Source organism: Citrobacter sp. CK195, from assembly GCF_030333365.1.
In the GTDB taxonomy this organism is placed as follows: Bacteria; Pseudomonadota; Gammaproteobacteria; order Enterobacterales; family Enterobacteriaceae; genus Citrobacter_B; species Citrobacter_B koseri.
Genome location: NZ_JAOWGB010000022.1, coordinates 159,433 through 172,140 on the forward strand (window position 1 = coordinate 159,433; position 12,708 = coordinate 172,140).

Consider the following 12,708-nt stretch of genomic DNA (forward strand, 5'->3'; position numbering starts at 1 on the left):
GTTTATCTCCCCGCGCGCTCACGGCTGATACGCGCCAGCCATTCCGAAATCAACAATGAGATCAGCGCCAGCACAATAGAAATAATGCACAATCTCGCCGCCGCGCTTTCGCCGCCAGGGGTCTGGATCAGGGTATACATCGCGGAAGGAATGGTGCGGGTTTCACCCGGAATGTTAGACACGAAAGTGATGGTAGCGCCGAACTCGCCGAGCGAACGGGCAAACGCCAGCACGGTCCCGACGATGATGCCAGGCAATGTCAGCGGTAGCGTAATGGTGAGGAAAACACGCCAGCGTCCTGCGCCCAGCGTTCTGGCGGCCTGCTCCAGCTTAATGTCAACCCCTTCAAGCGCCAGACGAATAGCGCGAACCATTAACGGGAAAGACATCACCGCCGCCGCCAGCACGGCGCCTCGCCAGCTAAAGGCAAAGGTAATGCCGAACCAGTCATAAAGCCACTGACCAATAAATCCGCGTCGGCCCATCGCGATAAGCAGCAGATAACCGACCACCACGGGCGGTAAAACCAGCGGCAGATGCAGTACGCTGTCAAGCAACGCTTTGCCTGGAAACTTGCATCGCACAAGTAACCAGGCAAAAAAGATCCCAAACGGCAGACTAAACAACACGGCCAGGGAAGAAACTTTCAGGCTCAGTAGAACGGCCTGCCATTCTGGATCAGTCAGTATCATTACTTCGTCGTAAATCCATAACGTTTAAAGATTTCGGAAGCCTGCGGTCCTTTCAGGTAGTCATAGAACGCGCTGACCGTTGCGTTTTTGTGTCCATCAACAATCGCGATCGGGTATTCCACTTTCTTATGGGAATCTTCCGGGAACGTGCCAACCACTTTCACGCCTTTGCTGGCAACGGCATCAGAACCGTAAACGATGCCCAGCGGCGCTTCGCTACGCTCCACCAGCGCCAGTGCGCCACGCACGTCTTCCGCAGGAGCCAGTTTCGGCGCCAGGGTATCCCATGCGCCCAGTTTTTGCAGCGCTTCTTTTGCATAAATGCCAGCCGGAACGTGTTCCGGGTCGCCCACCGCCAGACGACCGCCATTCAGCAGAGTCGTCCAGTTGGTTTTGCTGTCGATGGTGATGTCTTTCTGTTCACTGGCTTTTGGCGCGACCACAACCAGGCTGTTGCCAAGCAGCGTTTCACGCGTTGCGGTATCAATCGCTTTTTTGTCTACCGCGTAGTCCATCCATTTCTGGTCAGCAGAGATAAACAGATCCGCTGGCGCTCCCGCTTCAATCTGGCGAGCCAGCGTAGAAGAAGAGGCAAATGAAGAGACAACGTCAACGTTCTTCTCTTTTTTGTATTCAACCGCAATATCCTGCATTGCGTTGGTCAGCGAAGCCGCCGCGAATACGGTGATTTTCCCTTCATCCGCCAGCGCATGTCCGGCAACAGTCAGAGATAATGTTGCCCCAGCAAACAGGCGTAACCATGTACGTGCCATCTGTAACTCCTTTGAGTGTCGTTATGTAGGCGCAAATATAGCGAGAAAATAAGGTTTTTCCCAGAAGTTATTGATACCCAATTGAGGTTACGCAAAGAAAATATCGGCAGGAAAAGCAGGATCTTGAGGGGCGCTACCCAATGGATTTCGGGTTGCGCTGAGACTCACAGGCACAGCCAACAAAAATGCGGCCTGAAAGTCGAAGAAAGTAAAACGCCCGACTGAGCGGGCGTTTAAAAATCAATGGTTCTGTCTGGACTGGTCTTTCTGACCGATACCGGAGAAAATGTTGAACACTTCACCCAGACCGTAAATCAGCCCCAGAATGATGGCCATGACCACCGGAACCATGACTACGGCGAATACCAGACTTTTCAATAACTCTAACATGGTCAACTCCAGATAGGATTCTTTTGATATTCTAACTGCATAAATGAGAAAAGCACTCCCCTTTTGTGCGGTCGACTTTGCGCGGAAGCGGTTTTCCGTCACAATAACCCTTTTGCCAGGATCTTGTTATGCAGGCCGAAATCCTCCTTACACTCAAACTTCAACAAAAATTGTTTGCGGACCCCCGCCGCATTTCGCTGCTCAAGCATATCGCGCTTTCCGGCTCCATCAGCCAGGGGGCGAAAGATGCGGGCATCAGCTACAAAAGCGCCTGGGATGCCATTAACGAGATGAACCAACTCAGCGAGCAGACGCTCGTCGAGCGCGCAACGGGCGGCAAAGGCGGCGGCGGCGCGATACTGACCCGCTACGGTCAGCGCCTGATCCAGCTTTACGATTTGCTCGCCCAGATTCAACAAAAAGCGTTCGACGTGCTGAGCGACGACGACGCCCTGCCGCTCGACAGCCTGCTGGCCGCCATTTCCCGTTTCTCTTTGCAAACCAGCGCCCGTAACCAGTGGTTCGGCACCATTACCGCACGCGATCACGATCAGGTTCAACAGCATGTCGATGTGCTGCTGGCCGACGGCGAAACGCGACTGAAGGTCGCCATCACTGCGCAAAGCGGCGAGCGTCTTGGCCTTGATGAAGGTAAAGAAGTCCTGATCCTGCTGAAAGCGCCGTGGGTTGGCATTACCCAGGACGAGGCGATTGCCCGGGCTGCCGACAACCAGCTTCAGGGAACCATCAGCCATATTGAACGCGGCGCCGAGCAGTGCGAAGTTCTCATGACATTACCTGACGGCCAGACGTTATGCGCCACCCTGCCCGTTGAAGAGACCGCCACGCTGGAAGAAGGTGCTAACGTGACGGCATATTTTAATGCTGACAGAGTGATTATCGCTACGTTGTGCTAAGTGCATTGACATCTGTTCTTTGAACACGTATCCCTGTCATTCATCGCTGCAAAAAATGGGATACAAAATGTCATCATTGCATATTTCGCAAGGTATGTTTCGCCTGAGCGACACAAAAACGCTTCAGTTAAGTGCGCTGACGTTGCAGGCGGGGGATAGCTGGGCTTTTGTCGGCACCAATGGAAGCGGGAAATCGGCGCTGGCCCGCGCGCTGGCGGGAGAACTGACGCTACTGAAAGGCGAGCGCCAGTCTCAGTTCGCGCGCGTCACCCGCCTCTCATTCGAACAGTTGCAAAAACTGGTCAGCGATGAATGGCAGCGCAACAACACCGACCTGCTCAGCCCTGGCGAAGACGACACCGGACGAACTACGGCAGAAATCATTCAGGATGAGGTGAGCGATCCCGCCCGCTGTGCTGAACTGGCGCAGCAGTTTGGCATTTCTTCTCTGCTCGACAGACGTTTTAAATACCTTTCTACGGGCGAAACGCGCAAAACGCTGCTTTGTCAGGCGCTGATGTCAGAACCGGATTTATTAATCCTCGATGAGCCGTTTGACGGGCTGGATGTCGCCTCCCGCCAGCAACTGGCGAATCTTCTCGCCACACTGCACCAGTCGGGCTACACGCTGGTGCTGGTGTTAAACCGCTTTGATGAGATCCCCGAATTCGTTCAGTATGCGGGAGTCCTTGCCGACTGCACGTTAACGGAAACGGGGGAAAAAGCGGATTTGCTCCAGCGGGCGCTGATTGCCCAACTCGCGCATAGCGAACGACTGGAAGGCGTACAGTTGCCCGAACCGGATGAACCTTCTGCCCGTCACGCCCTGCTGGACGGCGCGGCGCGCATTATTCTCAACGATGGCGTCGTCTCCTATAACGACCGCCCTATCCTTAATCATTTGAGCTGGCAGGTGAATCCGGGTGAGCACTGGCAGATTGTCGGGCCTAACGGCGCGGGAAAATCCACCCTGCTAAGTTTAATCACCGGCGACCATCCGCAGGGATACAGCAACGACCTGACGCTGTTTGGCCGCCGTCGCGGGAGTGGTGAAACAATCTGGGATATCAAAAAACATATCGGCTATGTCAGCAGTAGCCTGCATCTGGATTACCGCGTCAGCACCACGGTGCGTAATGTCATTCTCTCCGGTTACTTTGACTCGATTGGCATCTACCAGGCGGTTTCCGACAGACAGCACAAGCTGGCGCAGCAATGGCTGGATATTCTGGGAATGGACAAACGCACTGCGGATGCGCCTTTCCACAGCCTGTCCTGGGGGCAACAACGGCTGGCGCTGATTGCCCGTGCGCTGGTCAAACACCCTACGCTGCTGATTCTTGACGAGCCATTACAAGGCCTGGACCCGCTGAATCGTCAACTCGTTCGCCGCTTTGTCGATGTACTGATTAGCGAGGGAGAAACGCAGTTGCTGTTTGTCTCCCATCACGCGGAAGACGCCCCAGGCTGCATTACCCATCGGCTGGAGTTTGTACCGGAAGGCGAGAGTTACCGCTATCAACAGACGACGCTGCGTTAGCGGTTCACAGGGGGCGTGCGACCACGCCCCTTTTTTCACTGCTTTTTCAGATAAAAGGCGCAATCATTCTTAAAGCATATGATTTATCATTAAATAACAGTCATCGGCGGGTGAAAAAACCGAAGTGTAAACGATTCCACTAATATATTCCATGTCACACTTTTCGCATCTTTGTTATGCTATGGTTATTCCATACCATAGGCTTAACGGAGCGAATTATGAGAGTACTGGTCACCGGTGGTAGCGGTTACATTGGAAGTCATACTTGTGTACAGTTACTGAAAAACGGTCACGATGTCATCATCCTTGATAACCTCTGCAACAGTAAGCGCAGCGTACTGCCTGTTATTGAGCGATTAAGTGGTAAGCACCCAACTTTCGTTGAAGGCGATATTCGTAACGAAGCGCTGATGACTGAAATTCTGCATGACCACGCGATTGACGCCGTCATTCACTTTGCCGGTCTGAAAGCCGTGGGCGAATCCGTCGCCAAACCGCTGGAATACTATGACAACAACGTCAACGGTACGCTGTGTTTAATCAGCGCCATGCGCGCCGCCAATGTCAAAAACTTCATCTTCAGCTCCTCCGCCACCGTCTACGGCGATCAGCCCAAAATTCCTTATGTCGAAAGCTTCCCGACCGGCACGCCGCAGAGCCCATATGGCAAAAGTAAACTGATGGTCGAACAGATCCTGACCGACCTGCAAAAAGCGCAGCCGGACTGGAGCATCGCCCTGCTGCGCTACTTCAACCCGGTCGGCGCGCATCCGTCAGGTGATATGGGCGAAGATCCGCAAGGCATTCCTAACAACCTGATGCCGTACATCGCCCAGGTCGCCGTTGGCCGTCGCGAATCACTCGCGGTCTTTGGCAACGACTACCCTACCGAAGACGGCACCGGCGTGCGCGATTACATCCATGTGATGGATCTTGCCGACGGCCACGTAACCGCGATGGAAAAACTGGCTGGCAAACAAGGCGTGCATATTTACAACCTTGGCGCCGGTGTTGGCAACAGCGTGCTGGATGTGGTTAACGCTTTCAGCAAAGCCTGCGGTAAACCCGTTGCTTATCATTTTGCCCCACGCCGTGAAGGCGACCTTCCGGCCTACTGGGCGGACGCCAGCAAAGCCGACCGCGAACTGGACTGGCGCGTAACCCGCACACTTGACGAAATGGCACAGGACACCTGGCGTTGGCAGTCACGCCATCCGCAGGGATATCCAGACTAAGGACATGTCATGACGCAATTTAATCCTGTCGATCATCCACATCGCCGTTTTAACCCGCTAACCGGACAGTGGATTCTGGTTTCACCGCATCGCGCAAAGCGCCCCTGGCAGGGGGCGCAGGAAACGCCATCTCAGCAGGCGCTTCCCGCCCATGACCCGGACTGCTTCCTGTGCGCGGGCAATACGCGGGTAACCGGAGATAAAAACCCGGATTACACCGGCACCTATGTCTTTACAAATGACTTTGCCGCGCTGATGTCTGACACCCCGGACGCGCCGGACAGCCATGACCCGTTGATGCGTTGCCAGAGCGCCCGCGGCACCAGCCGCGTGATCTGCTTTTCTCCCGACCACAGCAAGACGCTGCCGGAACTGAGCCTCCCCGCGCTGACCGACATCATCAAAACCTGGCAAGAACAGACTGCCGATCTGGGAAAAACCTACCCCTGGGTGCAGGTTTTTGAGAATAAAGGCGCGGCGATGGGCTGCTCCAACCCGCATCCGCACGGCCAGATTTGGGCCAACAGCTTCCTGCCGAACGAAGCCGAGCGTGAAGATCGTTTGCAAAAAGCCTACTTCGCCGAACAGCACTCCCCAATGCTGGTGGATTATGCGCAGCGCGAACTGGCGGACGGCAGCCGTACGGTGGTTGAAACCGAGCACTGGCTGGCGGTCGTGCCTTACTGGGCGGCCTGGCCGTTTGAAACGCTGCTGCTGCCCAAAGCGCATGTGCTGCGCATTACCGATTTGACCGACGATCAGCGCGACTCCCTGGCGCTGGCGCTGAAAAAGCTGACCAGTCGTTATGACAACCTGTTCCAGTGCTCCTTCCCCTACTCCATGGGCTGGCACGGCGCGCCGTTTAACGGTGAAGAGAACGGGCACTGGCAGCTGCACGCGCACTTTTATCCACCGCTGCTGCGTTCCGCGACCGTCCGTAAATTTATGGTCGGTTATGAAATGCTGGCGGAGACCCAGCGCGATCTGACGGCAGAACAAGCGGCGGAGCGTCTGCGCGCGGTCAGCGACATTCATTTTCGCGAATCAGGAGTTTAAATAATGAGTCTGAAAGAGAAAACACAATCTCTGTTTGCAGAAATTTTCGGCTACCCTGCTACCCACACCATTCAGGCGCCTGGTCGCGTCAATCTGATCGGCGAGCACACCGATTACAACGACGGCTTCGTGCTGCCTTGCGCTATCGACTACCAGACGGTGATTAGCTGCGCCACGCGTGACGATCGCAAAGTGCGCGTGATTGCGGCTGACTACGACAACCAGGTTGATGAATTCTCCCTTGATGCGCCGATCGTTACCCACGACAGCCAGCAGTGGTCAAACTACGTGCGCGGCGTGGTGAAGCATCTGCAAAAACGAAATAACGCATTTGGCGGCGCGAATCTGGTTATCAGCGGCAATGTGCCGCAGGGCGCGGGACTCAGTTCTTCTGCGTCGCTGGAAGTCGCGGTCGGCACCGTATTCCAGCAGTTGTACCACCTGCCGCTGGATGGCGCGCAAATCGCGCTCAACGGCCAGGAAGCGGAGAATCAGTTCGTCGGCTGCAACTGCGGCATTATGGATCAGCTGATCTCCGCGCTGGGTAAAAAAGATCATGCCCTGCTGATTGACTGCCGCACGCTGGGTACGAAAGCGGTTTCCATGCCGGAAGGCGTGGCGGTGGTGATCATCAACAGTAACTTTAAACGTACGCTGGTGGGCAGCGAGTACAATACCCGCCGCGAGCAGTGTGAAACGGGCGCGCGTTTCTTCCAGCAACCGGCGTTGCGCGATGTCAGCCTTGCGGCGTTCAACGCGGTGGCCAGCGAGCTGGACCCGATTGTCGCCAAACGTGTTCGCCACGTACTGACCGAAAACGCCCGTACCGTTGAAGCCGCCAGCGCGCTGGAGAAAGGCGACCTGAAACGCATGGGTGAATTGATGGCGGAATCTCACGCCTCAATGCGCGATGACTTCGAAATCACCGTCCCGCAGATCGACACGCTGGTCGAAATTGTGAAAGCGACCATCGGCGATAAAGGCGGCGTACGCATGACCGGCGGCGGCTTCGGCGGCTGCGTCGTCGCGTTGATCCCGGAAGCGCTGGTTCCTGCCGTACAGCAGGCCGTGGCCACGCAGTATGAAGCGAAAACCGGAATCAAAGAAACGTTTTACGTATGCAAACCCTCACAAGGAGCCGGACAGTGCTAAACGAAACGCCCGCACTGGCGCCCGATGGTCAGCCGTACCGCCTGCTCACCCTGCGCAACGATGCAGGGATGGTGGTCACGCTGATGGACTGGGGCGCCACACTACTTTCCGCCCGTATCCCGCTAACCGATGGCAGCGTCCGTGAAGCGTTGCTGGGGTGCGCCAGCCCGGAATATTATCAGGATCAGGCCGCCTTTCTTGGCGCATCGATTGGCCGCTACGCCAATCGCATTGCCAACAGCCGTTACACCTGGGCGGGTGAAACCGTCAGCCTGCTGCCGAGCCAGGGTGAAAACCAACTGCACGGCGGGCCGGACGGCTTTGACAAACGTCGCTGGCAGATAGTCAACCAGAACGATCGTCAGGTGCTGTTTGCACTGACGTCTGACGATGGCGATCAGGGCTTCCCCGGCCATCTCTGCGCCACCGCGCAGTATCGTCTCACCAACGATAATCGAATCTCCATTACCTATCGAGCGACGGTAGATAAGCCCTGCCCGGTGAACCTGACCAATCACGTCTACTTTAACCTGGACGGCGAGCAGTCAGACGTACGCCAGCACAAGCTACAGATTCTGGCTGATACGTACCTGCCGGTTGATGAAAGCGGTATTCCACGCGACGGGCTGAAATCCGTTGCCGGAACCTCGTTCGACTTCCGCAGCGCAAAAACCATCGCCAGCGCGTTTCTTGCCGATGACGATCAGCGCAAGGTAAAAGGTTACGATCACGCCTTCTTATTGCAGACCAAAGGCGATGCCAGCCAGCCAGCCGCGCATCTGTGGTCGCAGGATGAGAAATTGCAGATGAAGGTTTATACCTCCGCTCCGGCGCTGCAATTCTATTCCGGCAACTATCTGGGCGGCACGCCGTCGCGCGGGCCTGAACCTTATGCCGACTGGCAAGGCCTGGCGCTGGAAAGCGAATTTCTGCCAGACAGCCCGAACCACCCGGAATGGCCGCAACCTGACTGCGTGTTGCATCCCGGCGACGAGTACGCCAGCCTGACGGAATATCAGTTTATTCCGGCCTGACGATGAGCCATAACAGGCCCGATGGTGCCAGCTATCGGGCCTGTGGCGCGTCGCTTTGCTCAAATCCCCACCATTCAAAGACAAAATCGCAACTCCGGGTTCACAAGAACCTTACACTGCGTCACTATTTTCGCTATGGTTATGCGTAAGCGTTGCCGCTGACCTGTCACGGCAATATAATGAGAATTATTATCATTCAATAAAGCTTGAGGAGTGAGAGTATGGCTGTAACTAAGCTGGTTCTGGTACGTCACGGCGAAAGTCAGTGGAACAACGAAAACCGTTTCACCGGTTGGTACGATGTTGACTTGTCCGAGAAAGGCGTGGGTGAAGCAAAAGCGGCAGGTAAACTGCTGAAAGAGGAAGGCTATAGCTTCGATTTTGCTTATACCTCCGTGCTGAAACGTGCCATCCACACGCTGTGGAACGTCCTGGACGAACTGGATCAGGCCTGGCTGCCGGTTGAGAAATCCTGGAAGCTGAACGAACGTCACTACGGCGCACTACAGGGTCTGAACAAAGCGGAAACCGCTGAAAAATACGGTGATGAGCAGGTTAAACAGTGGCGTCGCGGTTTTGCCGTAACCCCGCCGGAGCTGACCAAAGATGACGAGCGTTACCCGGGCCACGATCCGCGTTATGCGCAACTGACCGAGAAAGAGCTACCGCTGACTGAAAGCCTGGCGCTGACTATCGATCGCGTGATCCCTTACTGGAACGAAACCATTCTGCCGCGCATGAAAAGCGGTGAGCGCATCATCATCGCCGCTCACGGTAACTCTCTGCGTGCGCTGGTGAAATACCTGGATAACATGAGCGAAGAAGAGATTCTCGAACTGAACATCCCGACCGGTGTACCGCTGGTGTACGAGTTCGACGAAAACTTCAAACCGATCAAACATTACTATCTGGGTAACGCTGACGAGATCGCGGCAAAAGCGGCGGCCGTAGCGAACCAGGGTAAAGCGAAGTAATCTGATTTGCCTGATGGCGCTTCGCTTATCGGGCCTACGGGTTGGCAATATGCGTCCTGTAGGCCGGATAAGGCGTAAGCCGCCATCCGGCAATACATGCACTTAAACCCCGATAACCCCGTCGAGCACCACCTGCGCCCTGCCCTGTGAACAACGTTCCACACGACCCCGAACGTTATACACTTCCGCCAGGCTTTCTGCGGTAATAACCGCTTCCGGCGCGCCGCTGGCCACCAGCCTGCCCTCCTTCAGCATCAGCACATGTTCGCTGTGGCGTAGCGCGATATTAATGTCATGCACCACCACAACCGTCACCATATTGCGCGCCCGCGTTTCCCGCGCGATCAGATCCATAACGTGAAACTGATAGTTCAGATCCAGCGCGCTAAGCGGCTCGTCCAGCAACAAAAGTTCCGGGTAGCGAATCAACGACTGCGCCAGCCCCACCAGTTGCCGCTGGCCGCCGGAAAGCTGGTCAAGATAGTGCAGCGCCAGATGCGCAATGCCGAGTTGATCCAGGATTGCCAGCACCTGCGAGTGGCTGTTCGCGCCATCCCGCCCGCCGGACGCCCGCTGCGCCACGATAATTGACTCCAGCACATGCAGATGTACGCCCTGCGGCAGCGACTGAGGTAAAAACACCACCTTTTCCGCACGCCGGGCAAACGGCAGCGACATCAGGTTCTCACCGTCCAGCATGACCTCGCCACGGGCTTTATTCAGCCCGGCCAGCGCGCGTAATAACGTTGATTTCCCGCAGCCGTTCGGCCCCAGCAGAACGGTAATTTTACCGCGCGGCAGCTCAGGCACGCTGAGATCGCGAATAACCGGATGTTTCGGATAACCGGCGCTTATTCCCTTGAGGATCAACCCGCTCATGACATGCTCCCCCGGTGGCGCAAAATAATGCTCAGGAAGAATGGCACACCCACCAGCGACGTTACGATGCCTACCGGGATGATCACCCCAGGAACAATATTCTTCGACGCGATCGAGGCCAGCGACAGCACCAGCCCCCCCGTCAACACGCTGCCCGGCAGATAGAACCGGTGATCTTCACCAAACAGCATTCGCGCAATGTGCGGCGCGACCAGACCGATAAAACCGATTGGCCCGACAAACGCCACCGACAAAGCCGATAGCAGGCTGATGCGCAGCAGCGATGACAGGCGCAGGCGCCGCACGTCAATGCCAAAACTCATCGCCCGATCTTCCCCCAACCGTAGCGCCGTCAATTGCCAGGCGCTACGCATCGACCACGGCAGCACAATGGCAAACACCAACGCCAGCACGCCGAGCTTTTCCCACGATGCGCGCGCCAGGCTGCCCATCGTCCAGAACACCAGCCCCTGTAGCGTGTCCTCATCGGCAACGAACTGCATCATCGACACCAGCGCATTAAAGGTAAACACCAGCGCGATACCGAACAGCACCACGCCAGAGGTCGCCACGCGCGTCCAGCGAGTAATCCCGTCCAGCAGCAGGGCGGACAGCAGCGCAAAAGCAAAGGCATTCGCGGGAATAAACCAGGCGGCAGGAACGCCGGGAATGCCGATACCCAACACGATCGCCAGCGCAGCGCCAAAGGCCGCTGCGGAAGAAACGCCCAGCGTGAACGGACTCGCCAGCGGGTTGTTCAGGATCGTCTGCATTTCGGCGCCCGCCAGCCCTAAAGCCATTCCCACCAGTAACGCCATCAGCGCATAGGGTAAACGGATATCCCAGACGATAACGCGCGTCCCCGCATTAACGCTTGCCGGGTGCAGCAGCGTTTGCCAGAGCTCGCCGAGCGACAGACCAGACGGGCCAAGCGTAGAGTCCAGCACCAGAGAGGCGACTATCGCCGCAATAATCAGCAGCGCCAGCATCAACCGCTTGCGTACCACAAGACGGTAGCGATCGTCGATCGACGGAGCATTAGCGGATAGCGACATAACGTTCCTTACCTGTAGAGTCATTTCGGCGGATTGAGCACATCGCTAATCTGCGCGTCGCTGAGTGTAATGCCAAAAAAGTCCTGGTAAAAGCGGCGGGTCTCCTTGCGCATATCCACATCGGCAAAGCGCTGCGGATAGAGCGTTTTTGCCAGCCAGAGGAATTGTAACGCCTCTTCGCTGGTCTCCCGACACCACCAGAACATCCCTTTTGGGTTCACATACACGCGATGATGAATCACGGCGTCCACCTGCGCCCACTGGGGAGAAGTCAGGATGGCATCCGCATCCCGCTTATTCATGGCGACAATCACCGCCGGATTTGCCGCGACGATCTGCTCAAGAGCGACTTCCCCCGTCCGGTTTTGCTTGTGGCTAAACCAGCGCTCGGCGACGTTTTTTGCACCGGCCAGATCCATCCAGTCCTGATTAAGCGACGGCCTGCCGGAAGTGGTCAGCGGATTGCCCATGCTGTGATAGAGGGCAATCCGCTGATCTTCAGGAAGATCGCTTAAGCGCGCCTTTACCCGCGCCACATTGCGGTCAAAATACTGCTGATACCGCTGCGCTTTATCCTGCGCATCCGGCCCCAGCACCTCCGCTGTTTTATGCACCCGGGCGGTCAGCGCCTGCATGGAGTTCGCCTCAAACGCCAGTACGCGCACCCCCGCCTGCTGGAGCAGCGACGCCCTCGGCACCGTCATCGATTTTGGCACAAACAGCAGTTGCGTACCGAGCGAGATGATCTGCTCCGGGTCCAGTTCGTGACCGCTGTTGACGCTGACAACGGCGACATTCTCAATACGCGGCAGACTCTGGCGAAAAAGCGGAATCGTCTTTGCAATCATCGACGTGCCAACAATATTATCGCCATACCCCAGCATGGTGATGATGGTGTTTTGCGCCGGCCACGGCGAAGCGATGCGCACATCGCTGTGCGGCTGCGCGGCAAACAGGCTCCCCGCCACCAGCCAGGCCAGCGCGGGGAAAATGCGGGTTAGCGTCATGACT

13 protein-coding genes are annotated in these 12,708 nt (G+C 56.4%); 7 read left to right on the forward strand and 6 right to left on the reverse strand.

From position 1 onward, the window contains the following. Nucleotides 1-2: 2 nt before the first annotated feature. The 3 genes from modB to OGX93_RS05700 all read right to left on the reverse strand — a co-directional run bounded on the left by modB (nt 3) and on the right by OGX93_RS05700 (nt 1,855). On the reverse strand, nt 3-692 hold the full coding sequence (gene modB, locus OGX93_RS05690) for a molybdate ABC transporter permease subunit (protein ID WP_012133220.1): 690 nt from the start codon (nt 690-692) through the stop codon (nt 3-5). After that, complete coding sequence (gene modA, locus OGX93_RS05695) at nt 692-1,465, reverse strand: molybdate ABC transporter substrate-binding protein (RefSeq protein ID WP_012133221.1); 774 nt, start codon at nt 1,463-1,465, stop codon at nt 692-694. Before modA ends, modB begins: the two co-directional genes overlap by 1 nt. Nucleotides 1,466-1,705: 240 nt before the next feature. Then, nucleotides 1,706-1,855: an AcrZ family multidrug efflux pump-associated protein gene (locus OGX93_RS05700; protein ID WP_024130518.1), complete on the reverse strand. Its 150-nt coding sequence runs from the start codon at nt 1,853-1,855 to the stop codon at nt 1,706-1,708. Nucleotides 1,856-1,983: 128 nt separating this feature from the next. Here OGX93_RS05700 and modE point away from each other — a divergent pair, with 128 nt between their 5' ends. The 7 genes from modE (at nt 1,984) to gpmA (ending at nt 9,763) form a co-directional block, all read left to right on the forward strand. After that, nucleotides 1,984-2,772 carry a molybdenum-dependent transcriptional regulator gene (gene modE, locus OGX93_RS05705; RefSeq protein WP_012133223.1) on the forward strand — a complete coding sequence of 263 codons (789 nt, stop codon included), beginning with the start codon at nt 1,984-1,986 and terminating at the stop codon, nt 2,770-2,772. A gap of 67 nt (nt 2,773-2,839) precedes the next feature. Continuing rightward, entirely contained in the window at nt 2,840-4,312 is a 1,473-nt protein-coding gene (modF, locus tag OGX93_RS05710) for a molybdate ABC transporter ATP-binding protein ModF (RefSeq protein ID WP_286449714.1), read from the forward strand. 218 nt (nt 4,313-4,530) lie between these two features. Beyond that, nucleotides 4,531-5,547 carry a UDP-glucose 4-epimerase GalE gene (galE, locus tag OGX93_RS05715; RefSeq protein WP_286449713.1) on the forward strand — a complete coding sequence of 339 codons (1,017 nt, stop codon included), beginning with the start codon at nt 4,531-4,533 and terminating at the stop codon, nt 5,545-5,547. Between the two features lie 9 nt (nt 5,548-5,556). After that, entirely contained in the window at nt 5,557-6,603 is a 1,047-nt protein-coding gene (gene galT / locus OGX93_RS05720) for a galactose-1-phosphate uridylyltransferase (RefSeq protein WP_049010127.1), read from the forward strand. 3 nt (nt 6,604-6,606) lie between these two features. Next, nucleotides 6,607-7,755, forward strand: a complete 1,149-nt coding sequence (gene galK / locus OGX93_RS05725) for a galactokinase (RefSeq protein WP_200026749.1) — start codon at nt 6,607-6,609, stop codon at nt 7,753-7,755. Further along, the gene (gene galM / locus OGX93_RS05730) at nt 7,749-8,789 is read left to right on the forward strand and encodes a galactose-1-epimerase (RefSeq protein WP_060815868.1); all 1,041 of its coding nucleotides are present in this window, start codon (nt 7,749-7,751) and stop codon (nt 8,787-8,789) included. Before galK ends, galM begins: the two co-directional genes overlap by 7 nt. A gap of 221 nt (nt 8,790-9,010) precedes the next feature. Then, a complete protein-coding gene (gene gpmA, locus OGX93_RS05735) occupies nt 9,011-9,763 on the forward strand; it encodes a 2,3-diphosphoglycerate-dependent phosphoglycerate mutase (protein ID WP_012133230.1) in 753 nt (250 codons plus the stop codon). Between the two features lie 102 nt (nt 9,764-9,865). Here gpmA and OGX93_RS05740 read toward each other — a convergent pair whose 3' ends face one another. Genes OGX93_RS05740 through OGX93_RS05750 form a run of 3 tightly spaced genes read right to left on the reverse strand, consistent with a single transcriptional unit; the run spans nt 9,866 to nt 12,704 of the window. After that, the gene (locus OGX93_RS05740) at nt 9,866-10,642 is read right to left on the reverse strand and encodes an ABC transporter ATP-binding protein (protein WP_200053548.1); all 777 of its coding nucleotides are present in this window, start codon (nt 10,640-10,642) and stop codon (nt 9,866-9,868) included. Beyond that, entirely contained in the window at nt 10,639-11,721 is a 1,083-nt protein-coding gene (locus OGX93_RS05745) for a FecCD family ABC transporter permease (RefSeq protein WP_052194398.1), read from the reverse strand. The genes OGX93_RS05740 and OGX93_RS05745 overlap by 4 nt, the downstream gene beginning before the upstream one ends. Beyond that, the gene (locus tag OGX93_RS05750; protein ID WP_286449712.1) at nt 11,718-12,704 is read right to left on the reverse strand and encodes an ABC transporter substrate-binding protein; all 987 of its coding nucleotides are present in this window, start codon (nt 12,702-12,704) and stop codon (nt 11,718-11,720) included. The genes OGX93_RS05745 and OGX93_RS05750 overlap by 4 nt, the downstream gene beginning before the upstream one ends. Between the last annotated feature and the right edge of the window lie 4 nt (nt 12,705-12,708).